Origin of the sequence: Salmonella sp. 32120201201600049SM (assembly GCF_017572835.1) — a bacterium.
GTDB lineage: Bacteria > Pseudomonadota > Gammaproteobacteria > Enterobacterales > Enterobacteriaceae > Salmonella > Salmonella enterica.
In genome coordinates, this window is sequence record NZ_JAGESA010000001.1 from 96,441 (window position 1) to 119,299 (window position 22,859).

Genomic DNA, 22,859 nt, shown 5'->3' on the forward strand with positions numbered 1-22,859 from the left:
CTCCTGTGGCCAAAAATCAATTATAAAAAATCACATGGCTATCGTTTTATTAGCACTTTGGTATGAGCTTAAATAACAAAATACCACGCGTGGGTGAGTTATTAAAAATGTTTCCACGGACATACTCTTCATCGTAACGACGCGTTAACAAAAAACGCATGTCGCTAACAAGGTAATAGATGGTTTTCGCTATGTACGACCAGGTCCAGGGTGACAGCATGAAAAACAAATTGTTATTTATGATGTTGACAATACTGGGTGCGCCTGGGATTGCAACCGCGACAAATTATGATCTGGCTCGTTCAGAATATAATTTTGCGGTAAATGAATTAAGCAAGTCTTCATTTAATCAGGCGGCCATTATTGGTCAAGTCGGCACGGATAATAGTGCCAGAGTACGCCAGGAAGGATCAAAACTATTGTCCGTTATTTCACAAGAAGGAGGAAATAATCGGGCGAAAGTCGACCAGGCAGGGAATTATAACTTTGCGTATATTGAGCAAACGGGCAATGCCAACGATGCCAGTATATCGCAAAGCGCTTACGGTAATAGTGCGGCTATTATCCAGAAAGGTTCTGGAAATAAGGCCAATATTACCCAGTACGGTACGCAGAAAACAGCAGTTGTAGTGCAGAAACAGTCGCATATGGCTATTCGCGTCACCCAACGCTAATACCGTTACGACTTTTAAATCAATCCGATGGGGGTTTTACCATGAAACTTTTAAAAGTGGCAGCATTCGCAGCAATCGTAGTTTCTGGCAGTGCTCTGGCTGGCGTCGTTCCACAATGGGGCGGCGGCGGTAATCATAACGGCGGCGGCAATAGTTCCGGCCCGGATTCCACGTTGAGCATTTATCAGTACGGTTCCGCTAACGCTGCGCTTGCTCTGCAAAGCGATGCCCGTAAATCTGAAACGACCATTACCCAGAGCGGTTATGGTAACGGCGCCGATGTAGGCCAGGGTGCGGATAACAGTACTATTGAACTGACTCAGAATGGTTTCAGAAACAATGCCACCATCGACCAGTGGAACGCTAAAAACTCCGATATTACTGTCGGTCAATACGGCGGTAATAACGCCGCGCTGGTTAATCAGACCGCATCTGATTCCAGCGTAATGGTGCGTCAGGTTGGTTTTGGCAACAACGCCACGGCTAACCAGTATTAATTTAGCGTCTGCGCTAATAAAAAAACAGGGCATAAGCCCTGTTTTTTTTCGGGAGGAAATTATGCATACTTTATTGCTCCTTGCCGCACTTTCAAATCAGATTACGTTTACCACGACTCAGCAAGGCGATATTTACACGGTGATCCCTCAGGTCACATTAAACGAACCCTGCGTCTGTCAGGTGCAAATTCTCTCTGTGCGCGACGGCGTCGGGGGACAAAGCCATACACAGCAAAAACAAACGCTATCTTTACCTGCTAATCAACCGATTGAGTTGTCTCGTCTTAGTGTAAATATATCTTCAGAGGACTCGGTTAAAATTATTGTTACTGTTTCGGACGGACAATCACTGCATTTATCACAACAATGGCCGCCTTCTGCACAGTAGTTTTTGATGGTGGCGGAAATGGATTGGCTGACCTGGGTATAAAGAGGCGATAAAAGCGTCTCATCGTCTCGGCATGTCGCTATAAGGTAACGCCGAACCCTCGAGGATGACTAATCATTGAGGAGTTAACATGTCCGTAATCAAGAAAAATATCCCTGCCATAGGCCTGTGTATCTGCGCTTTTTTTATCCATTCTGCGGTAGGGCAACAAACGGTACAGGGCGGCGTTATCCATTTTCGCGGCGCGATTGTTGAGCCACTGTGCGATATTTCTACTCACGCCGAAAATATTGATTTAACCTGCCTACGCGAAGGTAAAAAGCAAATGCACCGGATTGACCTTCGGCAGGCATCTGGATTGCCGCAGGATATTCAGTCCATTGCGACGGTGCGGCTGCATTATCTCGATGTGCAAAAAAGCCTGGCGGTGATGAATATTGAGTACCGTTAACGGCGGTGTCATAGATATAAAAAGAGCGACTCTGTTGAAAGCCCTGCTGTACACTTTGCAGATAAGGTGAGACAAAAGGGGGGGGGTTATGACATCACGTCTTCAGGTCATACAGGGTGATATCACTCAACTTAGCGTCGATGCGATTGTGAATGCCGCTAACGCATCATTAATGGGCGGCGGTGGCGTAGACGGCGCGATTCATCGCGCGGCGGGGCCGGCATTGCTGGACGCCTGTAAACTCATCCGTCAGCAACAGGGCGAATGTCAGACGGGACATGCGGTTATCACGCCTGCTGGCAAGCTTTCGGCAAAGGCGGTTATTCACACAGTGGGGCCCGTCTGGCGAGGCGGCGAACACCAGGAAGCTGAGCTACTCGAAGAGGCATACCGGAATTGTTTGCTGCTTGCCGAGGCGAATCACTTTCGTTCCATCGCTTTTCCGGCAATCAGTACCGGCGTTTATGGCTATCCACGCGCCCAGGCCGCTGAGATCGCCGTCAGGACGGTTTCAGATTTTATTACCCGTTACGCTCTGCCTGAACAGGTATACTTTGTCTGTTATGATGAAGAAACTGCCCGGCTTTACGCAAGATTACTTACTCAGCAAGGCGACGACCCTGCCTGATAAAACACGCCTGGAGCGTGCCGTTGAACCGCTATGCGCGCGCCATCCCGGAGAGTGCGGCATTCTCGCGCTGGATAATAGTCTGGACGCTTTTGCCGCCCGCTACCGCCTGACCGAAATGGCGGCGCGGACGCTGGATGTGCAGTATTATATTTGGGAAGACGATATGTCCGGGCGGCTGCTCTTTTCGGTACTGCTGTCGGCGGCGAAGCGCGGCGTTCATGTTCGTCTGCTGCTGGATGATAACAATACGCCTGGTCTGGATGATACGTTGCGCTTGCTGGATAGCCATCCTAATATCGAAGTTCGTCTGTTTAATCCTTTCTCTTTTCGTACGCTACGCGCGCTGGGATATTTGACGGATTTTGCGCGGCTGAATCGGCGGATGCACAATAAAAGTTACACTGCCGACGGCGTAGTGACGCTGGTCGGTGGGCGCAACATCGGCGATGCCTATTTCGGCGCTGGCGAGGAGCCGCTATTTTCCGATCTGGACGTGATGGCCATTGGCCCGGTGGTCAATGATGTCGCCAATGATTTTGAACGTTACTGGCGCTGTAGTTCAGTGTCGACATTGCAGCAAGTATTATCCCTTTCTGAGCAGGAACTGACGCAACGTATCGAACTTCCCGAATCCTGGTATAACGATGAGATCACCCGCCGCTATCTGCATAAGCTGGAAACCAGCCAGTTTATGGCGGATCTCGATCGCGGAACGTTGCCGCTGATTTGGGCAAAAACACGCTTGCTTAGCGATGATCCTTCTAAAGGCGAGGGGAAGGCGCAGCGCCATTCGCTTCTTCCGCAGCGATTATTTGACGTGATGGGGTCGCCGACGGAGCGTATCGACATTATTTCCGCTTACTTTGTCCCTACGCGCGCAGGCGTGGCGCAGTTGCTTAATCTGGTCAGGAAAGGCGTGAAGATCGCCATCTTAACTAACTCTCTGGCGGCCAACGATGTGGCGGTCGTTCACGCAGGGTACGCGCGCTGGCGCAAGAAATTACTGCGCTATGGCGTGGAGCTCTACGAACTGAAACCGACCCGCGAACATGAAACCGCCGTACATGATCGCGGACTCACCGGGAACTCAGGTTCCAGCTTACATGCTAAAACGTTCAGTATTGATGGTAGTAAGGTGTTTATCGGGTCGCTTAATTTTGATCCCCGTTCAACGCTTTTAAATACCGAAATGGGCTTTGTCATTGAAAGTGAAACGCTGGCGACGCTTATTCATAAGCGTTTTACGCAGAGCCAACGCGATGCGGCCTGGCAACTGCGGCTGGATCGCTGGGGACGAATTAACTGGATCGATCGTCAGCAAGAAGAGGAAAAGGTGTTAAAGAAAGAACCCGCTACGCGTTTCTGGCAGCGAGTTCTGGTACGGTTGGCGGCAATTTTACCTGTGGAATGGTTGCTGTGAACCCGCGCGCGGAAAACTACCCGATCGCGGCGCGGCTTTCTTGTTTTACCGGCGGTTTACCTGAAAAGAGAAATTTCAGGAGCGGGATGCGTAAATGAATTTCATACAGAATTAACGCAATACCCATAACAAATATCAGCCCGCACAAGAACCCGATCAGGTTGGAGGAGATATGCGGCGTAATATACGCGCCAAAGAAAAGCGTTAAGGGATGATGCACCAGATAGATAAACAGCGAAGCATTCACGAAATAGGTGACACGCGCGGACTGAAAGTTTAACAAGCGATGCCCCAGTGAAAATACCACGTTCACCATCCATAGCCCCATTACCATCGTAATCACGGATTCGGTTTCGTACATCCAGGCGTCGCCGCTCCCATAACGTTGATTCAGCAGATACGCGATAAAAGCAACGGCAGCGCCTAAAGTGCATCCGCGTGAGGGCGTGGTGAAGCGCGCTTTCAGATCGGGGTGAATGAAGGCCAACGCGCCGAGAATAAAAAACGGCACATAAAATAGCGTTTGCATCACAATAAAATTGAACATGCCGTCACTGAGGATTGCCGGATATACGATGAATATAATGCGCCTGATAGCAGCGTAAGCCACCCCCAGCAGGAAAAAAATAAGCGAAAGTTTGGCCAGCGAAATAGCGGCGGGACGAGGCTTGCTTGTTTCCTGCCTTTTTTGGAACCAGGTAAAAATCCCGATGCTGACGGTGGTTAATATCACCAGCACCAGTAAAAACCACAGATGTGAAATGAGTTCCCACGCTAACGTATTATATTTTTCATAGGCAGAGAGTGTAGGCCAGTTCTCTGTTTTCTCTTTGACATATTGCAACAGGATAAATTGCGGCAAGGTAAGCAAAGGGATTGCGGTAAGCATGGGAATACCCACACGTTCTACCCGTACTTTCCACCAGCGTTTTAACGGATAACGTAAAAACAACATGTACGAAAAATAACCAGAAATAACAAAAAACACCTGCATACGAAAAGCGTGGATAAAATCGTTAAACAGGGTTAGCCACCACGATGGCGTGGCGCTATTGACATGCCAACTGTGAGTGGAATAGATCAACGAGATATGAAAGGGAATCCCTAACAACATCAGCCATGCGCGGATAGAGTCAAGAAAATATTCACGCGGCGCGGGTACAGAGCTCATATAAGGTCACGTATTCTCAGATTTTTCACCTTATCCATAAGGCGAATTATAGTTACATTCGGTAGCAACCCTACACCAACTCCGACAACCTGTCTCCAGGATAAGCACGCAAAGTGAAAACAGGCGCGGGAGGTGCTTAATCCATGAGCCAGCGCGCTGAACAAAGCCTGGATTCAGTTGTCGTAATGCCTGATTATCCATTAAAATGGATCGGATCGATATAAGCACACAAAGGGGGAAGTGCTTACTTATTATGAAACATAAACGACAAATGATGAAAATGCGTTGGTTGGGCGCAGCTATTATGTTAACGCTTTACGCATCATCGAGCTGGGCGTTCAGTATTGATGACGTGGCAAAACAAGCTCAATCTTTAGCCGGGAAAGGCTATGAGGCGCCTAAAAGCAACTTGCCCTCCGTTTTCCGCGACATGAAATATGCGGATTATCAGCAGATCCAGTTTAACAGCGATAAAGCCTACTGGAACAACTTAAAGACCCCTTTTAAGCTCGAATTTTACCATCAGGGGATGTACTTCGATACGCCGGTCAAGATTAACGAAGTGACGGCGACGACGGTCAAAAGAATCAAATACAGCCCGGATTACTTCAATTTTGGCAATGTTCAGCACGATAAAGACACGGTAAAAGATTTAGGTTTCGCCGGGTTCAAAGTCCTGTACCCCATCAACAGTAAAGATAAGAACGACGAAATCGTCAGTATGCTTGGCGCCAGCTATTTCCGCGTTATCGGCGCAGGCCAGGTATATGGCTTATCTGCGCGCGGCCTGGCGATTGATACCGCCTTACCATCTGGTGAAGAGTTTCCCCGCTTTCGCGAGTTCTGGATTGAGCGTCCAAAACCCACCGATAAGCGTTTGACCGTCTATGCATTACTGGATTCTCCGCGCGCGACCGGCGCTTACCGTTTTGTGATCATTCCTGGCCGCGATACCGTGGTGGACGTGCAGTCAAAAGTCTATCTGCGCGATAAAGTAGGCAAGTTGGGCGTTGCGCCATTAACCAGTATGTTCCTGTTTGGGCCAAACCAGCCGTCGCCGACGACCAACTATCGTCCGGAACTGCATGACTCGAACGGCTTATCCATTCATGCGGGTAATGGCGAGTGGATTTGGCGTCCGCTGAACAATCCAAAACACCTCGCTGTGAGCAGCTATGCGATGGAAAACCCTCAGGGATTCGGCCTGTTGCAGCGTGGTCGCGAGTTCTCGCGCTTTGAAGATTTAGACGATCGCTACGACCTGCGTCCAAGCGCCTGGATTACCCCGAAAGGCGACTGGGGCAAAGGTAAGGTTGAACTGGTTGAAATTCCCACCAATGATGAAACCAACGATAACATCGTCGCTTACTGGACTCCGGATCAACTGCCGGAACCGGGTAAAGAGATGAACTTCAAGTACACTCTGACCTTCAGCCGCGATGAAGATAAACTTCATGCGCCGGATAATGCCTGGGTGCTGCAAACACGCCGCTCAACGGGCGACGTTAAACAGTCGAATCTGATTCGCCAGCCCGACGGCACTATTGCCTTTGTGGTGGATTTCGTTGGCGCCGACATGAAAAAACTGCCGCCGGATACGCCTGTCGCTGCGCAAACCAGCATTGGCGATAACGGTGAAATCGTTGACAGTAATGTACGCTATAACCCAGTCACTAAAGGCTGGCGTTTAATGCTGCGCGTGAAAGTCAAAGACGCGAAGAAAACCACGGAAATGCGTGCCGCATTGGTGAATGCCGATCAGACGCTAAGTGAAACCTGGAGCTACCAGTTACCTGCCAATGAATAAAACAACTGAGTATATTGACGCACTGCTGCTTTCTGAACGTGAGAAAGCGGCATTGCCGAAAACTGACATCCGCGCCGTGCATCAGGCGCTGGATGCCGAGCATCGGACTTACTCGCGAGAAGACGATTCACCGCAGGGTTCCGTAAAAGCCCGCCTTGAACACGCCTGGCCGGATTCATTGGCGAAGGGGCAGTTAATTAAAGATGATGAAGGGCGCGATCAGTTGCAGGCTATGCCAAAAGCGACGCGCTCTTCGATGTTTCCCGATCCCTGGCGAACCAACCCGGTTGGCCGTTTCTGGGATCGTCTGCGTGGGCGGGATGTAACGCCGCGCTATGTTTCTCGTCTGACAAAAGAAGAGCAGGCGAGCGAGCAAAAATGGCGTACCGTCGGCACTATACGCCGCTATATTTTGTTAATTTTGACTCTGGCGCAAACCGTCGTCGCGACCTGGTATATGAAGACCATTCTGCCTTATCAGGGATGGGCGCTCATCAATCCTATGGATATGGTGGGGCAGGATATTTGGGTCTCCTTTATGCAGCTCCTGCCCTACATGCTGCAAACCGGTATCCTGATTTTGTTTGCCGTGCTGTTCTGCTGGGTGTCAGCCGGATTCTGGACGGCGCTGATGGGCTTCCTGCAACTGCTTATCGGGCGCGATAAGTACAGCATCTCCGCGTCTACGGTTGGCGATGAGCCCCTCAATCCGGAACACCGGACGGCGCTGATCATGCCTATCTGTAATGAAGACGTTAGCCGCGTTTTCGCCGGTCTGCGCGCGACCTGGGAGTCCGTTAAAGCCACAGGCAACGCCGCGCATTTCGACGTCTATATCCTGAGCGACAGTTATAACCCGGATATCTGCGTGGCGGAGCAAAAGGCGTGGATGGAGCTTATTGCGGAAGTGCAGGGCGAAGGCCAAATTTTTTACCGTCGTCGCCGCCGCCGTATGAAACGCAAAAGCGGCAATATTGACGATTTTTGCCGCCGCTGGGGCAATCAGTACAGCTATATGGTGGTTCTGGATGCGGACTCAGTGATGAGCGGCGAGTGTCTGAGCGGGCTGGTGCGCCTGATGGAAGCGAATCCAAACGCCGGGATTATCCAGTCTTCGCCGAAAGCGTCGGGAATGGATACTCTGTATGCCCGCTGCCAACAGTTCGCGACCCGTGTTTATGGGCCGCTGTTTACCGCCGGGCTGCATTTCTGGCAGCTGGGGGAGTCGCACTACTGGGGGCACAATGCCATTATCCGCGTGAAGCCGTTTATCGAGCACTGCGCTCTGGCGCCGCTGCCGGGAGAAGGTTCGTTCGCCGGATCGATTCTTTCCCACGACTTTGTGGAGGCGGCGCTAATGCGTCGGGCAGGGTGGGGCGTCTGGATTGCCTACGATCTCCCCGGTTCCTATGAAGAGCTGCCGCCAAACCTGCTGGATGAGCTTAAACGCGACCGCCGCTGGTGTCACGGCAACCTGATGAACTTTCGTCTGTTCCTGGTGAAAGGAATGCACCCGGTGCATCGCGCCGTGTTCCTGACCGGGGTAATGTCATACCTGTCCGCGCCGTTATGGTTTATGTTCCTCGCGCTTTCTACCGCGCTGCAGGTCGTTCATGCGTTAACAGAGCCGCAATATTTCCTTCAGCCGCGCCAGCTTTTTCCGGTCTGGCCGCAGTGGCGTCCGGAACTGGCAATCGCGCTGTTTGCGTCAACGATGGTGCTGCTGTTCCTGCCGAAGCTGCTCAGTATTATGCTGATCTGGTGTAAAGGCACCAAAGAGTATGGCGGTTTCTGGCGCGTTACGCTGTCGCTATTGCTGGAAGTGCTGTTCTCCGTGTTGCTGGCGCCGGTGCGTATGCTGTTTCATACCGTGTTTGTGGTCAGCGCGTTCCTCGGCTGGGAAGTGGTCTGGAACTCACCGCAACGTGACGATGATTCTACGCCGTGGGGAGAAGCCTTTATGCGTCACGGCTCTCAACTGCTGCTGGGGCTGGTCTGGGCGGTGGGTATGGCGTGGCTGGATTTACGCTTTCTGTTCTGGCTGGCGCCGATTGTCTTTTCGCTGATTCTGTCGCCATTTGTTTCGGTGATCTCCAGTCGTTCAACGGTAGGATTACGCACCAAACGCTGGAAGCTGTTCCTGATCCCGGAAGAGTATTCGCCGCCTCAGGTGTTGGTCGATACCGATAAATATCTGGAGATGAATCGCCGCCGTATTCTGGACGATGGCTTTATGCATGCGGTATTTAACCCGTCGCTTAATGCGCTGGCGACCGCGATGGCCACCGCGCGTCACCGCGCCAGTAAGGTGCTGGAAATAGCCCGCGATCGTCATGTGGAGCAGGCGCTAAACGAAACGCCGGAGAAACTGAACCGCGATCGGCGTCTGGTTTTGCTCAGCGATCCGGTGACGATGGCGCGTTTACACTATCGGGTCTGGAATGCGCCAGAGAGATACTCTTCCTGGGTAAACCATTATCAGTCTCTCGTCCTGAATCCGCAGGCGTTGCAGGGACGAGCATCGTCAGCGGGATAAGGTCTTCAGGTCTGGAGTGAGGTGAAAAATACCGGCGTGATGCCGGTATTTTTATAGTGAAATGAGGTATCAGGTGCGTATATTCGCGGTGAGTATAATGGTAATTACCCTGAGCGGCTGCGGCAGTATTATCAGCAGAACGATCCCCGGACAAGGACACGGTAACCAGTATTACCCTGGCGTGCAGTGGGATATGCGTGATTCCGCATGGCGCTATATCACTATCCTCGATCTGCCCTTCTCACTGATCTTCGATACACTGCTACTGCCGCTCGATATTCACCACGGGCCTTATGAGTAATTAACGCTCATCCCATTCGTCTGCCGCAGTACGGCCTTCCTCGGTATCAAGCGGGGGTTCAAGCTGGAATTCCCCTTCATCCCATTCATGCAAAGTATTCTCTTCCTGCCATTCCTGGCGGATCTCTATCTCATCATAATCGCCGTCAAACACGCTCTGCGCGGCTTCACCACTCAGCATCGGCAGACATTCGCCATCTTCACCTTCATCGGCGAAAAATTCGACCTGCCACATGATGTCCCCATCCTGCAGTACATATTTCTGAACGTTGAACTGCTGCACATTCGCTTCGTCTTGTTCGAGGCCTGGATGGTCAGCCAGAAATTCTTCCCGGGCTGCATCGATAGCTTCTTCCAGCGTGGCATACATGGTCATCAGTGTCTCCCTTTGATTTGATGAGGTATTTAGGGAAAGAATAGCTGATTCTGTAATATTGCAAGTATGAAAGCGCAAAAATTATTCTATTGCCAGTCTGCGCCGTCGTAAGCTGTTCCATGAATAGATAGCATTGAACAACACCACGCCTGCCGTGACGCAGAATACGGCGCGGAAGCCATAGCTCGCGGAAATTGCGGCGCCCATGAGAGGGCCGGTGACGTTGCCGATATCGCGGAAAGATTGGTTGTAGCTGAATATGCGCCCGGCTATCTGGTTGGTAGAGTTGTAAACCAGCAGAGTTTGAACGGCTGGCAGCAGCGCGCCATCCGCCGCGCCAAGCAGAAACCGCAATAGCGCGAGCTGCCACGGCGTTTGCACAAAAGACATTGGAATCAGCAGCAGTACGGAAATAATCAGCGCGACGATAAGGATCTTTTCCGGGCCAATTCTGTCGCCAAGCTTGCCGAGCCGGGGGGCGCTAAGTAATGCCGCCACGCCGGGAACGGACGCTATCATCCCGCTAATGAACGCAATATTACTGACATTTCCCGCGAGTTCGCGCACATAGAGCGTCAGGATGGGCGCAATAGACCCCGTCGCCACCTGAATAATCAGCGTGGTGACAAACAGGCTTAACACCAGGCGGGGATTTTTTAACGAGGCGACCACTTCCCGAACGTGAAGCATCTCTTTTTTGCTCACCGGCAGGAAATTCTCGCGAATAAAAAAGAAGGTGAGCAGAAAACAGATAAACAAAACGCTGGCGGTAATAAAAAAGACCGGACGAAGGCCGTAATGGTCGGCGAGCAGACCGCCCGCAAGTGGGCCAAGCAGAGCGCCGCTGACGCCGCCAGTAGAGAGCGTCCCTAACGCCCAGCCGCTTTTGTGGCGCGGCACCTGAGTGGCGATGAGCGCATTGGCGTTGGGAATAAATCCGCCCAGCAGGCCTAATAACGCGCGGAGGATCAGAAATTGCCAGATATTTTGCGCCATGCCCATTAACAGCATGACAATGGCCATGCCGAGAGCGGAACGCAACAGCATGATCTTACGCCCTTTACGATCCGCCAGGCCGCCCCAAAAAGGGGACGCGATAGCTGAAAAGAGGAACGTAATACTAAAGACCAGCCCGGACCACATGTTGAGCGCGCTATGGCCTGTTACGCCGAGTTGCTCAACGTAGAGAGGGAGAAAAGGCATGACCAGGCTGAATGCCGCGCCGGTTAAAAAACAGCCCAGCCAGGTAACGGTTAGATTGCGTTTCCAGTTTATGGGGACATCAGAGGGTGACATAGCGTTCCACAGTATGATGCGCGGTTTGCGCTATCATCAATTTAATTATGAGCGTACTAATTATAATTATGCGCCGACCTTACCAGCCTCGCAATGTGGGGAGCTTTTAAAGCTAAAAGAGGGGAAAAATTGCAGCCTGACGGCTGCAATCCTGTCAATAGCGCGACGGTACGCCTTCAGGGCGAGTTTTAAAGCGGCGATGCAGCCACATATACTGCTCTGGCGCCATCATAATGCACTGCTCAACAATTTTATTCATCCACGCGGCAGTCGCTTCTGCGCTCTCCAGCGGAGGCGAATATTCCGCAGGAAGAATGATCAGTTCGTAGCCTTTCCCATCGGGTTTACGGCGAGGCACGAAGGGGATAATACAGGCTTTAGACATGCGCGCGAGCATCCAGGTACCGGAGGTCGTGGCAGCCTGGTCGACAGCGAATAATGGTACAAAAACGCTGGCGCGCGGGCCATAATCGTGATCCGGCGCATACCAGATCAATTCGCCGCTTTTCAATGCCTTAACCATGCCTTTCAGATCTTTGCGATCCAACATTGATTTATTGGAGCGTAAGCGTCCCCAGGTCTGTAACCAGTCGAGCAACGGATTATCATTCGGGCGATAAACTCCGATACCCGGGTTATGCATACCAAACATGCGGGCGCCAAACTCAAGGGTAAGAAAATGTATTCCTACCAGAATGAACCCCAGCCCCTGCGCCTTAACTTCACGGATATGCTCCAGACCGCTCGCTTCCATCCAGCGGTTCACTCGCCGATCGGGCCAGAACCAGGCCATGCCGGTTTCCATCACGCCCATACCGACGGATTCAAAGTTTTTGACCACCATGGTGTGGCGTTCCTGCGCGGTCATTTCCGGAAAGCATAATTCAAGGTTGCGATAGGCGATTTTTGCGCGGCGTTTCATTACGCGTCGCGCCAGGTGGCCCAATGCGCAACCCAATTTATAGATGACCGGGTAGGGGAGTTGCACGACCAACCAAAGCGCGCCTATACCCAACCAGGTTAACCAATAGCGCGGGTGCAGTAAGGCCACGGAGAACTTAGGCAACTTCGTCATTTCTATCCTGTCTTTCAACGAACAATTCCCCGTATTCTCGCATCTTTTTGCGTTGAGCAAAAATATGTAGCAGGAGAGTGGCGATTAAATCGACAATTGTTGTTAATTATTTAGTGTAAAGCAGGAAATGTAGCGCAAAATGTGTGGATGTAAATTGGCGAGACTTGCCTTATCATGCCTGCCCACTTTATTTTTTGCTGATTGCAGGATACGTACACCATGCCAGTGTTACACAACCGCATCTCTAATGACGAGCTGAAAGCCAAAATGCTGGCGGAAAGCGAGCCGCGTACGACAATTTCTTTTTATAAATATTTCACAATCGCCTCGCCGCAACAGACGCGGGACGCGTTGTATCAGGTGTTTACGGCGTTGGACGTTTTTGGTCGCGTTTACCTGGCACATGAAGGCATCAATGCGCAAATCAGCGTGCCGCAAAGCAAGCTCGAGACGTTTCGTCAACAGCTTTATACGTTCGATCCCGCGCTGGACGGGCTGCGTTTAAATATCGCGCTGGAGGATGACGGAAAGTCATTTTGGGTGCTGCGTATGAAAGTTCGCGACCGTATCGTCGCTGACGGTATTGACGATCCGAGTTTTGACGCCAGTAATGTCGGCGATTATCTGAAGGCGGCAGATGTGAATGCGATGCTGGACGATCCTGACGCGGTCTTTATTGATATGCGCAACCACTATGAGTATGAAGTCGGCCATTTCGAAAATGCTCTGGAAATCCCGGCGGATACGTTTCGTGAACAGTTGCCAAAAGCGGTTAAAATGCTGCGGGAACATGCAGATAAAAAGATAGTGATGTACTGTACCGGCGGTATTCGTTGTGAGAAAGCCAGCGCCTGGATGAAACACAACGGTTTCAATAAAGTCTGGCATATTGAGGGTGGCATCATTGAGTACGCCCGTCGCGCGCGCGAGCAGGGGCTTCCCGTTCGCTTTATCGGCAAAAACTTTGTATTTGATGAGCGAATGGGCGAACGAATCTCGGATGAGGTTATCGCGCATTGCCATCAGTGCGGCGCGCCCTGCGATAGCCATACCAACTGCAAAAATGACGGTTGCCATCTGCTGTTTATCCAGTGTCCGCAGTGCGCCAGTAAATTTAACGGCTGCTGTAGTGAACAATGCTGTGAAGAGTTGGCCTTGCCGGAGGAAGAACAGCGGCGACGTCGCGCGGGTCGTGAGAACGGCAACAAAATTTTTAATAAATCGCGTGGTCGGCTTAATAGCAAACTGAGCATTCCCGATCCGGCTGAGTAATATTTTGCCGGATAGCAGCGTAAAGGCCGCTATCCGGCATTTCGCCAGGCGTTACTTCTGCTGAACGCCTTCTACTGAGATGATAAGCTCAACCTCTTGTGAGGCCGGGCCGAGATCGGTAGTTATATTGAAATCCTTCAGCTTAATTTTTCCTTCGGCCTCAAAGCCCGCGCGCTTACCGCCCCACGGATCGTCGCCCTGGCCCATCAGCTTCGCTTCCAGCGTTACCGGTTTAGTCACGCCATTGAGCGTCAGATTGCCGGTAATATCCAGTTCATCGCCCTCTTTTTTCACGCTGGTAGAGGTGAAGGTTGCCTGCGGGAATTTCGCAACATTAAGAAATTCCGCGCTACGCAGGTGTTTGTCACGTTCGGCATGGTTAGTGTCGACGCTATTGGTGTTAATGGTCACGTTCACTTTGTCTGCCGACGGATTTTTTTCGTCAAAAGTGAACGTGCCGTCGAAATCTTTAAAGGTGCCGTATAGCCAGCTGTAGCCCAGATGCTGAATGCGGAAATTGACGAACGCATGTTGGCCTTCTTTATCAATTTTATACTCCGCCGCCACGGCGGAACCGGTCGTGAATAACAAGGATGCGAGGGTGAATCCCAGCAGGTTTTTTTTCATTTTTGAGCTCCATAGTCAGATGACGACATTCCTGTCATACGTTTCAGTGTGTCGTCTTTATCGATGAAATGGTGTTTTAGCGCCATAACCCCATGCGAGAGCGAGATAATGACCAGCGACCAGGCAAACCACAGATGCAGCGTTCCGGCGATGTCAGCCTGCGCGCCCGCATCCGTAAGCGTGGCCGGAATCTCAAACCAGCCAAAGACGCTAATCGGTTTACCATCGGCGGTGGAAATCAGGTAGCCGCTAATGATTATCGCAAAGAGCAGGAGATACAGGAGGAGATGCCCCGCGGCGGCGCCAGCGCGCGTTAAACGGGAATAGCTGGTCAAAGCAACGGGCGGTGGCGAATAAAGCCGCCAGATAATACGCACGATCAGCGCCATCATCAGTAATATGCCAATACTTTTATGCATTTCCGGTGCCTGGTGATACCAGCCGTCGTAATAACTGAGCGTGACCATCCATAAGCCCAACGCAAACATGCCATAGACCACCAGGGCGGTCAGCCAGTGGAGCGCGGCGGAAATCACGCCATAACGCTGTGGAGTATTTTTAAATTGCATAAACACACCAACGAATATTTCACGAGAGAATGAAAATGGCGTGGAAAAGCGCCGAATGCAACTTATAAATAAGAATTTGAATGATATTTATTTTTATTTCAATAATTTTGATGTTGTTTGCGGTTCAGCTTCAGAAGTTTCGAGATATTTCCCCCTGATAACCGCACAACGGCAGGAGTTGGCATTATTGCCGTGCTTCAACATTATGAAATAAAAAGTGAGGAACTTTCAGGAAGTGTCAGTTAACGTCAATGAAAAGCAATCAGAAGAAAAGGAGATAAACAATATCCATCACCGCCAGCAGCGACCAAAGAATAACGTAAAGCATGAAATGTTCGCGAATATTATTCATCAGAAAATGAAAGAGACGACGCATAGCTTACCTTAATAAACAGCCCCTTTACGGGGCCGACAAATTATTGGCTAAAACGGGACAGCCGGAACGGCGTCAGATCAAAGGAGGGCGTTTTTCCCAACGCAAAATCTGCAGCGATTTCTCCTAACACCGGGGCGAATTTAAAACCATGTCCGCTGAGTCCAGTGATGACAAGCGTATTCTCATGGCCAGGCAGCGTATCGATAATAAAATCCTCGTCCGGCGAATTATCATAGGTACATGCTGCCCCATGTAAACAACCGCCGATACCCGGCAGTACGTTACGCAGGAAAGGAAATGCTTCCGCGCCATCGCTGGCAACGGCGGCAAAGGGCTTGCGCTCTTCCTGAGCCTGTATTAGCTGTCCGCCATTGTGTTTGCCGATTTTTAACTCGTCGTTCTCCGCCGGGAAGCCGTAATATTGATCGCCGTTGGGCATTTCGCCGGTAAAGGCCGGAAAGCGGTTTTTAGTGCTGTAACGTCCATCCGCCTTAAACCAGGCAAAAACTTTACGTACGGGCTGAACGGGCAGCTCCGGTACCAGCGCTTTGACCCAGGTGCCCGCGCTAATCAGCGCCTTGCTGGCGTGGTAGCTGCCTTCACTCGTCTCTATCGTCACACCGTTATCATCATGATGAATATGGCTTACCGGGCTGTTAAATAGCTGTGCGCAGCCTGCCTCTCGGGCCAGACGAAGCCATGTGGTAATGGCTAATTCGCTGCGCAGGAAACCGGAGTCAGCTTCAAACAGCCCGATATAATTTTCGGGCACGCGAATTTCCGGCCAGCGCGTCATGAGGGCCGTCGCGTCCAGGCGCTCAACGTTCAATTGCCATTGTTGCGCGCTTCGTGCGACGTTGGCTAAGAAAGCGGAATCGGCCGGGCCGAGGTTGACGACGCCGGAGCGGACAAAAATAGGCTCTTCATTGTGTGTGGAGAGTTCATCCCAAAGCGTCTGGGCGCGAAGCACCAGCGGGACATATTTTTCGCCTTCACCATAAGCGTGGCGGATAAGACGGGTATCGCCGTGGTGGCTGCCCTGTTGATGAGGCGGCATATGCGCATCGGTCATCAGGACCTTTAGCCCGGCGCGGGTGGCGTAATAACCAGCGGCGGCGCCAACCGAACCGCTGCCGATAATAATAAGGTCGTATTTCATCAGCTTCTCTCTGCTATCGCGATGATTTCAGGGTAAATAACTGCGCTGAGATATACAAGCCAGAAATAAGTGAGGCACCTTACGGTGCCTGAGAGAGGGGGAGCGCGTCACGCTAATGGCGACGATACTCGTTTTCCTGGTAATCGCCTGATTCTATTTTGGCGATGCCGGCTTCTAATATTGAAATAAATTGCCTGGCTACATCTGTTGTTAACCAGAGCGTTTGACCAACTTCAGTCCCTTCCGGTTCCGGACGATTTGGGGTCTGGTAGTGTAAACGCAGCATCAGCGCATCATAGCTATCGACGGTGCTGATGTCCCATCCTACAAGCGGATGGGTCTGAATGACTTCATTATTCTTTTCCATCATGCCCCCCTGGTACGTGTTATAAGACAACGGTTCTCGAGGTTCAATGCGTGTTTTTCTTCTGAAGCAACTTCAGTATACCAATTAATAAGGCTATTCACTGCGTTTTTAAAGAGACCGGAGGATAAATTTCTCTTTTTAAGAATTATATGAACAATAAAGCGGCAGTTCATTCATATTTTTTTAGGATGTTGTGCAATTATTTTGACGGTCAGGCGAAATATTCATCAGTTGCGCAAATAAAAAAGCCGGGGCGACCCGGCAAACATACATCACTGCATATCATTTTTTATTCATTGATGAACCAGTCATCAGCGCTCTCCCAGGTCTCCTGGAGAATCTCGCTAATGCGTTCTTTGTCCTCTTTTGATGCGCCAATGACGGACAAGTTGTTGGCGGTAGCGTAACGCACGGTGACGTTACCCAAATTCTCCGGAAAATGATGGCTAATACGGCGGGAGAGTTCGCCCGCCAGCGCATCAATCGCACCGGCAGGCAGAGGTGACGTTTTGGCTATAGTGACTTCAATACGCATAATGGCCCCCTGTTTAATATACTGGATATATATACAGTTAAATCCAATATATAGCAACAGGTAAGCGCATTTTTTATTTTTTTACTGACCAGCGTACTGTTTCACCCGCTAAAAAAGGCACCAGCGAATCATCAGCCAGCGCGATATTTTCCGGTACCTGTTGTTCATCGCGAACCAGTTCCACCCACCCCGTATTCACCGGCAGGCCATAGAATTGCGGGCCATTCAGTGAACAGAACGCTTCAAAGTGCGCCAGCGCGTTCATTTCCTCAAACACGGCGGCATAACTGCCAAGGGCGGAGGGGGCGTTGAAACAACCGGCGCAGCCGCAACTGGTCTCTTTACGATGACGTGAATGCGGCGCTGAATCCGTCCCCAGGAAGGCGCGCGTAAAACCACTGGCAACCAGTTCGCGTAACGCCTGCTGGTGAATATTGCGTTTCAGAATCGGCAGACAGTACAGGTGAGGACGAATGCCGCCGACCAGCATATCATTACGGTTAAACATTAAATGTTGAGGCGTAATGGTAGCCGCCAGGTAGTCGTTGCCGTCACGGACATACTGCGCGGCATCTTTGGTCGTGATGTGCTCAAAGACCACTTTAAGCGTGGTCAGACGCTGGCGTAGCGGTTCCATTACGGTGTCGATAAAACGCGCTTCGCGATCGAAGATATCAACATCCGCATGGGTCACCTCACCGTGGACCAGTAATGGCATTCCGAGTTTTTCCATCCGCTCCAGTACCGGCATGATAGCGTCGACTGACGTTACGCCATGACTGGAGTTAGTGGTGGCATTGGCCGGGTAAAGCTTAGCCGCAGTAAACACGCCTTCATGGAAACCACGCTCCAGTTCATCGGCATCGAGCGAATCCGTTAAATAGCAGGTCATTAACGGCGTGAAATCATGCCCGGCGGGCACCGCATCGAGAATACGCTGGCGGTAGGCGATCGCTGCATCAACGGTCGTGATGGGGGACGCCAGGTTCGGCATCACGATAGCGCGACCATAAATTTCGCTGGTATAGGGTACGACCGTTTTTAACATGTCGCCATCGCGAAGGTGAACGTGCCAGTCGTCCGGGCGGCGGATCTTTAAAACCTGGGATGGTGCAGTCATTAATAAGCTCCGGCTGAGGAATAGTCTTTTTGCCGGAAACAAAGGATAAGCGGAAACGTTTTCGTTTGCACGTAAAAAAAGGGCGCGAGCGCGCCCTCCGAAATCAATTGGTGAAAGGAATAACGATTTCACCAGGTTTAACTTCAATGCCTTTCGCGAGTTTCTTCGCTAACGCTTCGCCTTTACTACTGTCCTCACGCAACACGTAAGCTGGCCGCTGGTTAAAGTAGCTACGTAAAGACTGATTTAAATAGGGCAGGAGCGTTTGTAGCACCGATTGCATTTTCTCCGGCGTCACGGTGGCGTCTACTACTTCCATCTCCTGAAGATAGATGGCGCCTTTTTCTTTATCAAAGACCGGCAGGGCTTTTAGCTTGAGTTTCATCGTCGCTTTTTGACTGCCAAACAGGGAATTCATATCCAGCCTGGCATCGCCAGTAAGGGTGACTTTATTAGGCTCTTCCCGACCAATCTGGCTGGCAAGGTTAGTCAATACGATATGCGCGTCGGCAATGCCGGGCAGACCAATATCTTTTGAGAAATTATTCCGTTTTTCAAGCGCTTGATTGATTTCTTGTTCGCTAATGGTGTATTGCGTAAGTTGATTACAACCCACTAACAGGCCGCTAACTACCAGCGCAGCGGCAAAAAAAAACTTTTTCATGGCGTTCCTTAGCATGTTGCCTGTGCCCTAATCTTGACACAAAGCAGCATGTCGCGCCAGCGGACATGGCGTCACTAGAAAAAGCTGAAAAAGGCGGCAAGAAAGGGTTGCCGCCTGGCGGGCGTTAGATAGCCATTGAGGAGAGTAAATTAATTTGCGTCTGCTTCGCCATATTATCGCGATAGTCCGCGACTTTTGTCGGCCAGTGGATACCGGCGACCAGCGTCAGATTACGCAGAAGCGGAAACAGATGAATATCATCTTCCGATAATTCGCCGTTAACGGCGTTAGGCTGTACGATGAGTTTATCCAGCAAACGTAAATCATCGCCGATCTTTTTAATCAGTCCGGCAGAGTGCGCAAGATGGTTGTCAAAACTGCCAGATGAGGCTTCTTTTTTGCGGATAAAATACTGGCGCGCCGCAGGGGTAGAAAATTCATCGAAAGCGGATTTTGCAAATCGCGGCAGCAGTAGCTGATTAACGTAACCGTTAACTTTGCGCAACCACTCTTCAATGGCTGGATTGCGTTTCCCGGTTAACAGTGGTTTGCCGTCGAGGTTGTCGACATAATGTACAATATCCATACTTTCAGGAAGGTAGCGACTATCATCTTTTTGCAGGATGGGCACCATCTTTTGACCAATCATCCGGGTGGGTGTCGCCTCGTCGTCATTTTGTAACACGTTAAGTTCAACGGGGATGTTCTTCAGGCCGAAAATCATGCGGGCTTTAACGCAGAAAGGGCAATGATCGTAAATATAAAGCTTCACGTTTCTCCTCCATTTGACTGTCGGTATCTGACCAGTATGGAGGAGATAGCGACAGGTATCAAATCAGGCGCCGGGTTCCAGCATCCGGCGCGGCGTGCGTTTATGACTAAATTGCCAGCCTAAAGCCAAAAAGGTGATGAAACCGATAATACCGAGCATCATCCACGGTAGTTCAGGCTGCGCAAGCGCTTTACCCATATCAAACAACCAGCCGCCGCCGATATAACCAATCGCGCCGCCAATGGCTAATCCCAGACGGCTAAAGCCCATATAGCTTCCCCGCGCCCTCGCGTCCGCGAGCGACGCGCTGAGCGTTTCGCGCGCCGGTTCGGCGATAACCGAGCCGATGTAGAAAGCGCAAATAAGCGTAAAAAGCTGCTGTAAATTGCCCACCATCCCGATGGGGAGCATGCTCAGCGACATGACGAGCAAACCGGCCATCAGCCGATGCTCCAGCCGAAAACGCTTTTCGCTCCAGCGGGCAATCGGGTAGAGCAACGTCAGCGAGAGACACGCCTCAATAGCGTACATCCATTTCACGGCAGCAGGCGAACCGGCGATATCGTTTACCATAATCGGCAGCATTAACATGACCTGTACCGCCAGCATATAGTAGCCCGCCAGCGTCAGCACGTAGGTGACAAACCTTTTATCGCTCATGACGCGGCGCATTCCTTCACGCACCGGCGTTCTGACCGTTGATAGCTTCCAGGCCGGAAGCAGCCATGCGTTGAAAAGGGCGCATAATATGAACAAAATAGCGCCTGTCGCGCAGACCAGGCGAAAATCGTATTGTAGCAACCAGCTTCCCAGCAGCGCGCCAATCACCGCGCCCGCGCTGTCCTGCATCATCAACAGAGAGAAGAAGCGGCCCCGTTGCTCCGGACGAATTAATTTGACCACCAGCGCTGAACGCGGCGGGTCAAAAAGCGTACCGCCGAGACCGGAAAGAAAGCAGGAAAACCACAAGAGCCAGGGCTCATGCGCGATACCCATGGTGGCAAAGCCTGCGGCGCGCATCAGCATACCGGTGACAATCATCGGTTTCGCGCCAAAGCGATCGGCGATGGCGCCGCCAAAAATGCCCAGACCTTGTTGAATAAACTGGCGCAGGCCGAGCGCGATCCCTACCATTACGGCAGCCCACCCCATTTGATCGACAAAGCGAATAGAGATGAGCGGGAAGACGACGAAAAAACCCAGCACCACCAACATGTTATCGATGAGAAGAAAATATTTACCCAGGTTCCTCGCCTGCGAGACGCGCGACATTTCCCCTCCCGGGAAATAAAAGATGAGCGTCTTCTATTCTGCGGCGGCGTTTCGTTTTTTCCTACCGTTAGCGGGACAATATTTTTTTATCAAAAGTCCTTTTTAATCGAGAGTTTTCATCAAAAAGTGGCAGCAATTCAAAAAATGACGATTTGCGCTTTTCACAGAGCCTGGTTGCGCAGGTATAGTAATGTTACTGGCGTGCTGAAGACGTTACAGGAAGGAGTAGGTATAGAATGTTTGGCTATCGTAGTAACGTGCCAAAAGTGCGCTTAACCACCGATCGTCTGGTGGTACGTTTAGTGCATGAGCGTGATGCCTGGCGTCTGGCCGATTATTACGCGGAAAATCGTCATTTTTTAAAACCCTGGGAACCGGTCCGTGATGAAAGTCATTGTTATCCTTCAGGATGGCAGGCGCGTCTGGGAATGATCGGTGAATTTCACAAACAGGGCTCCGCCTTCTATTTCGCGCTACTTGATCCGGAAGAAAAAGAAATTATCGGCGTGGCGAATTTTTCCAATGTGGTGCGCGGTTCTTTTCATGCCTGTTATCTGGGCTATTCCATTGCGCAGAAGTGGCAGGGGCAGGGGCTGATGTTTGAAGCCTTAACCGCTGCGATTCGCTATATGCAGCGCACTCAGCATATCCACCGTATCATGGCGAACTATATGCCGCACAACAAACGTAGCGGCGCGTTGCTGGCGCGGCTTGGCTTTGAGAAAGAAGGCTATGCGAAAGATTACCTGTTGATTGATGGACAATGGCGCGACCATGTCCTGACGGCGTTAACCACGCCGTTATGGACGCCGGGGCGTTGAGCGGCTTACGGAATGAGAGGCAAAGGGAGAAAACGATGAAATATGAATTAACCGCCACTGAAGCGCGAGTGATTGGCTGTCTGCTGGAAAAGCAGGTGACAACGCCGGAACAGTATCCGCTTTCCGTCAACGGGGTGGTGACAGCCTGTAATCAGAAAACCAACCGTGAACCGGTAATGAACCTGACGGAACAAGAGGTACAAGAACAGCTCGATAACCTGGTGAAACGCCACTTTTTGCGTACGGTCAGCGGGTTTGGCAATCGCGTCACCAAATATGAACAGCGTTTCTGTAATTCCGAATTTGGCGATCTGAAACTTAGCGCGGCGGAAGTGGCGCTCGTCACTACGCTGCTGCTGCGCGGCGCGCAAACGCCCGGCGAGTTGCGTAGCCGGGCGTCGCGGATGCATGAATTCAGCGATATGGCGGAAGTTGAATCCACGCTGGAACGGCTTGCCAGTCGTGAGGACGGCCCGTATGTCGTCCGTCTGGCGCGTGAACCGGGTAAGCGCGAAAGCCGCTATATGCACCTTTTTTGCGGCGATGTCGATGAACTGTCTCTCCAGACGTCTGCGCCGGAAAGTGCGTTGGGCGATCTTCAGTCGCGCGTCGAAGCGCTGGAAAGCGAAGTGGCGGAGTTAAAGCAGCGGCTGGATTCTTTGTTAGCTCACCTGGGAGAGTAA

At 51.2% G+C, this 22,859-nt stretch carries 26 protein-coding genes; 12 read left to right on the forward strand and 14 right to left on the reverse strand.

Features of this window, described 5'->3' with window-relative positions; translation table 11 throughout:
- The first annotated feature begins 218 nt into the window (after window positions 1–218).
- From csgB to J4650_RS00490, 6 genes are all read left to right on the forward strand, one after another.
- A complete protein-coding gene (csgB, locus tag J4650_RS00465) occupies window positions 219–674 on the forward strand; it encodes a curli minor subunit CsgB (protein WP_000791655.1) in 456 nt (151 codons plus the stop codon).
- 41 nt (window positions 675–715) lie between these two features.
- Window positions 716–1,171, forward strand: a complete 456-nt coding sequence (gene csgA, locus J4650_RS00470; RefSeq protein WP_000771416.1) for a curli major subunit CsgA — start codon at window positions 716–718, stop codon at window positions 1,169–1,171.
- A 61-nt stretch (window positions 1,172–1,232) separates the two neighbouring features.
- The gene (gene csgC, locus J4650_RS00475; RefSeq protein WP_000557256.1) at window positions 1,233–1,559 is read left to right on the forward strand and encodes a curli assembly chaperone CsgC; all 327 of its coding nucleotides are present in this window, start codon (window positions 1,233–1,235) and stop codon (window positions 1,557–1,559) included.
- Between the two features lie 130 nt (window positions 1,560–1,689).
- Window positions 1,690–2,010 carry a type 1 fimbrial protein gene (locus J4650_RS00480; RefSeq protein ID WP_023993495.1) on the forward strand — a complete coding sequence of 107 codons (321 nt, stop codon included), beginning with the start codon at window positions 1,690–1,692 and terminating at the stop codon, window positions 2,008–2,010.
- Window positions 2,011–2,098: 88 nt separating this feature from the next.
- Window positions 2,099–2,638 carry an O-acetyl-ADP-ribose deacetylase gene (gene ymdB / locus J4650_RS00485; RefSeq protein ID WP_000203941.1) on the forward strand — a complete coding sequence of 180 codons (540 nt, stop codon included), beginning with the start codon at window positions 2,099–2,101 and terminating at the stop codon, window positions 2,636–2,638.
- Window positions 2,574–4,061: a phospholipase D family protein gene (locus J4650_RS00490; RefSeq protein WP_000976323.1), complete on the forward strand. Its 1,488-nt coding sequence runs from the start codon at window positions 2,574–2,576 to the stop codon at window positions 4,059–4,061. The genes ymdB and J4650_RS00490 overlap by 65 nt, the downstream gene beginning before the upstream one ends.
- Window positions 4,062–4,077: 16 nt before the next feature.
- On the opposite strand, the gene mdoC is transcribed toward J4650_RS00490, so the two are convergent.
- Window positions 4,078–5,232, reverse strand: a complete 1,155-nt coding sequence (mdoC, locus tag J4650_RS00495; RefSeq protein WP_000100066.1) for a glucans biosynthesis protein MdoC — start codon at window positions 5,230–5,232, stop codon at window positions 4,078–4,080.
- Window positions 5,233–5,503: 271 nt separating this feature from the next.
- Between mdoC and mdoG the strand changes: the two genes are divergently transcribed.
- From mdoG to J4650_RS00510, 3 genes are all read left to right on the forward strand, one after another.
- Window positions 5,504–7,039: a glucans biosynthesis protein MdoG gene (mdoG, locus tag J4650_RS00500; protein ID WP_001562609.1), complete on the forward strand. Its 1,536-nt coding sequence runs from the start codon at window positions 5,504–5,506 to the stop codon at window positions 7,037–7,039.
- Window positions 7,032–9,575, forward strand: a complete 2,544-nt coding sequence (mdoH, locus tag J4650_RS00505) for a glucans biosynthesis glucosyltransferase MdoH (protein WP_001044607.1) — start codon at window positions 7,032–7,034, stop codon at window positions 9,573–9,575. Before mdoG ends, mdoH begins: the two co-directional genes overlap by 8 nt.
- A gap of 73 nt (window positions 9,576–9,648) precedes the next feature.
- A complete protein-coding gene (locus J4650_RS00510; RefSeq protein ID WP_001217832.1) occupies window positions 9,649–9,876 on the forward strand; it encodes a YceK/YidQ family lipoprotein in 228 nt (75 codons plus the stop codon).
- Here J4650_RS00510 and J4650_RS00515 read toward each other — a convergent pair whose 3' ends face one another.
- From J4650_RS00515 to J4650_RS00525, 3 genes are all read right to left on the reverse strand, one after another.
- On the reverse strand, window positions 9,877–10,251 hold the full coding sequence (locus J4650_RS00515) for a MysB family protein (protein WP_000180050.1): 375 nt from the start codon (window positions 10,249–10,251) through the stop codon (window positions 9,877–9,879).
- 81 nt (window positions 10,252–10,332) lie between these two features.
- Complete coding sequence (gene mdtG, locus J4650_RS00520) at window positions 10,333–11,547, reverse strand: multidrug efflux MFS transporter MdtG (RefSeq protein ID WP_000075053.1); 1,215 nt, start codon at window positions 11,545–11,547, stop codon at window positions 10,333–10,335.
- Between the two features lie 154 nt (window positions 11,548–11,701).
- Window positions 11,702–12,622: a Kdo(2)-lipid IV(A) acyltransferase gene (locus J4650_RS00525; protein WP_000163977.1), complete on the reverse strand. Its 921-nt coding sequence runs from the start codon at window positions 12,620–12,622 to the stop codon at window positions 11,702–11,704.
- A 219-nt stretch (window positions 12,623–12,841) separates the two neighbouring features.
- Between J4650_RS00525 and J4650_RS00530 the strand changes: the two genes are divergently transcribed.
- Window positions 12,842–13,894, forward strand: a complete 1,053-nt coding sequence (locus J4650_RS00530; protein WP_001748342.1) for a rhodanese-related sulfurtransferase — start codon at window positions 12,842–12,844, stop codon at window positions 13,892–13,894.
- Between the two features lie 51 nt (window positions 13,895–13,945).
- Here the strand turns inward: J4650_RS00530 and J4650_RS00535 are convergent, their stop codons facing one another.
- From J4650_RS00535 to mdtH, 10 genes are all read right to left on the reverse strand, one after another.
- A complete protein-coding gene (locus tag J4650_RS00535) occupies window positions 13,946–14,521 on the reverse strand; it encodes a YceI family protein (RefSeq protein WP_000739886.1) in 576 nt (191 codons plus the stop codon).
- A complete protein-coding gene (locus J4650_RS00540) occupies window positions 14,518–15,090 on the reverse strand; it encodes a cytochrome b (RefSeq protein WP_001159776.1) in 573 nt (190 codons plus the stop codon). The genes J4650_RS00535 and J4650_RS00540 overlap by 4 nt, the downstream gene beginning before the upstream one ends.
- A 262-nt stretch (window positions 15,091–15,352) precedes the next feature.
- Complete coding sequence (locus J4650_RS00545) at window positions 15,353–15,466, reverse strand: YceO family protein (RefSeq protein ID WP_001253282.1); 114 nt, start codon at window positions 15,464–15,466, stop codon at window positions 15,353–15,355.
- A gap of 40 nt (window positions 15,467–15,506) precedes the next feature.
- Window positions 15,507–16,625, reverse strand: a complete 1,119-nt coding sequence (gene solA, locus J4650_RS00550; RefSeq protein WP_023993494.1) for an N-methyl-L-tryptophan oxidase — start codon at window positions 16,623–16,625, stop codon at window positions 15,507–15,509.
- A 112-nt stretch (window positions 16,626–16,737) separates the two neighbouring features.
- On the reverse strand, window positions 16,738–16,992 hold the full coding sequence (gene bssS / locus J4650_RS00555) for a biofilm formation regulator BssS (protein WP_000414441.1): 255 nt from the start codon (window positions 16,990–16,992) through the stop codon (window positions 16,738–16,740).
- A 289-nt stretch (window positions 16,993–17,281) separates the two neighbouring features.
- A complete protein-coding gene (dinI, locus tag J4650_RS00560) occupies window positions 17,282–17,527 on the reverse strand; it encodes a DNA damage-inducible protein I (RefSeq protein ID WP_001217763.1) in 246 nt (81 codons plus the stop codon).
- A 73-nt stretch (window positions 17,528–17,600) separates the two neighbouring features.
- Window positions 17,601–18,647: a dihydroorotase gene (gene pyrC / locus J4650_RS00565; RefSeq protein ID WP_000126597.1), complete on the reverse strand. Its 1,047-nt coding sequence runs from the start codon at window positions 18,645–18,647 to the stop codon at window positions 17,601–17,603.
- A 103-nt stretch (window positions 18,648–18,750) separates the two neighbouring features.
- Window positions 18,751–19,311 carry a lipoprotein gene (locus J4650_RS00570; protein WP_000713054.1) on the reverse strand — a complete coding sequence of 187 codons (561 nt, stop codon included), beginning with the start codon at window positions 19,309–19,311 and terminating at the stop codon, window positions 18,751–18,753.
- 124 nt (window positions 19,312–19,435) lie between these two features.
- Window positions 19,436–20,083 (reverse strand): glutaredoxin 2, encoded by a 648-nt coding sequence (grxB, locus tag J4650_RS00575; RefSeq protein WP_000780893.1) that lies wholly within the window; start codon window positions 20,081–20,083, stop codon window positions 19,436–19,438.
- 63 nt (window positions 20,084–20,146) lie between these two features.
- Window positions 20,147–21,355, reverse strand: coding sequence for a multidrug efflux MFS transporter MdtH (gene mdtH / locus J4650_RS00580; RefSeq protein WP_000092178.1), 1,209 nt, complete (start codon window positions 21,353–21,355; stop codon window positions 20,147–20,149).
- A 236-nt stretch (window positions 21,356–21,591) separates the two neighbouring features.
- On the opposite strand from mdtH, the gene rimJ reads away from it, so the two are divergent.
- Window positions 21,592–22,176: a ribosomal protein S5-alanine N-acetyltransferase gene (gene rimJ, locus J4650_RS00585; RefSeq protein WP_000468204.1), complete on the forward strand. Its 585-nt coding sequence runs from the start codon at window positions 21,592–21,594 to the stop codon at window positions 22,174–22,176.
- A gap of 35 nt (window positions 22,177–22,211) precedes the next feature.
- A complete protein-coding gene (locus tag J4650_RS00590) occupies window positions 22,212–22,859 on the forward strand; it encodes a YceH family protein (RefSeq protein WP_000873045.1) in 648 nt (215 codons plus the stop codon).

Coding starts and splice junctions, on each gene's coding strand:
- dinI (WP_001217763.1), bottom strand. CDS start 17,527: ATGCGTATTGAAGTCACTATAGCCAAAACGTCACCTCTGCCTGCCGGT.
- J4650_RS00515 (WP_000180050.1), bottom strand. CDS start 10,251: ATGACCATGTATGCCACGCTGGAAGAAGCTATCGATGCAGCCCGGGAA.
- ymdB (WP_000203941.1), top strand. CDS start 2,099: ATGACATCACGTCTTCAGGTCATACAGGGTGATATCACTCAACTTAGC.
- mdtG (WP_000075053.1), bottom strand. CDS start 11,547: ATGTCACCCTCTGATGTCCCCATAAACTGGAAACGCAATCTAACCGTT.
- mdoG (WP_001562609.1), top strand. CDS start 5,504: ATGATGAAAATGCGTTGGTTGGGCGCAGCTATTATGTTAACGCTTTAC.
- solA (WP_023993494.1), bottom strand. CDS start 16,625: ATGAAATACGACCTTATTATTATCGGCAGCGGTTCGGTTGGCGCCGCC.
- csgA (WP_000771416.1), top strand. CDS start 716: ATGAAACTTTTAAAAGTGGCAGCATTCGCAGCAATCGTAGTTTCTGGC.
- J4650_RS00545 (WP_001253282.1), bottom strand. CDS start 15,466: ATGCGTCGTCTCTTTCATTTTCTGATGAATAATATTCGCGAACATTTC.
- rimJ (WP_000468204.1), top strand. CDS start 21,592: ATGTTTGGCTATCGTAGTAACGTGCCAAAAGTGCGCTTAACCACCGAT.
- J4650_RS00530 (WP_001748342.1), top strand. CDS start 12,842: ATGCCAGTGTTACACAACCGCATCTCTAATGACGAGCTGAAAGCCAAA.
- csgC (WP_000557256.1), top strand. CDS start 1,233: ATGCATACTTTATTGCTCCTTGCCGCACTTTCAAATCAGATTACGTTT.
- mdoH (WP_001044607.1), top strand. CDS start 7,032: ATGAATAAAACAACTGAGTATATTGACGCACTGCTGCTTTCTGAACGT.
- J4650_RS00590 (WP_000873045.1), top strand. CDS start 22,212: ATGAAATATGAATTAACCGCCACTGAAGCGCGAGTGATTGGCTGTCTG.
- J4650_RS00490 (WP_000976323.1), top strand. CDS start 2,574: ATGATGAAGAAACTGCCCGGCTTTACGCAAGATTACTTACTCAGCAAG.
- bssS (WP_000414441.1), bottom strand. CDS start 16,992: ATGGAAAAGAATAATGAAGTCATTCAGACCCATCCGCTTGTAGGATGG.
- pyrC (WP_000126597.1), bottom strand. CDS start 18,647: ATGACTGCACCATCCCAGGTTTTAAAGATCCGCCGCCCGGACGACTGG.
- J4650_RS00535 (WP_000739886.1), bottom strand. CDS start 14,521: ATGAAAAAAAACCTGCTGGGATTCACCCTCGCATCCTTGTTATTCACG.
- J4650_RS00525 (WP_000163977.1), bottom strand. CDS start 12,622: ATGACGAAGTTGCCTAAGTTCTCCGTGGCCTTACTGCACCCGCGCTAT.
- csgB (WP_000791655.1), top strand. CDS start 219: ATGAAAAACAAATTGTTATTTATGATGTTGACAATACTGGGTGCGCCT.
- J4650_RS00480 (WP_023993495.1), top strand. CDS start 1,690: ATGTCCGTAATCAAGAAAAATATCCCTGCCATAGGCCTGTGTATCTGC.
- mdoC (WP_000100066.1), bottom strand. CDS start 5,232: ATGAGCTCTGTACCCGCGCCGCGTGAATATTTTCTTGACTCTATCCGC.
- mdtH (WP_000092178.1), bottom strand. CDS start 21,355: ATGTCGCGCGTCTCGCAGGCGAGGAACCTGGGTAAATATTTTCTTCTC.
- J4650_RS00570 (WP_000713054.1), bottom strand. CDS start 19,311: ATGAAAAAGTTTTTTTTTGCCGCTGCGCTGGTAGTTAGCGGCCTGTTA.
- J4650_RS00540 (WP_001159776.1), bottom strand. CDS start 15,090: ATGCAATTTAAAAATACTCCACAGCGTTATGGCGTGATTTCCGCCGCG.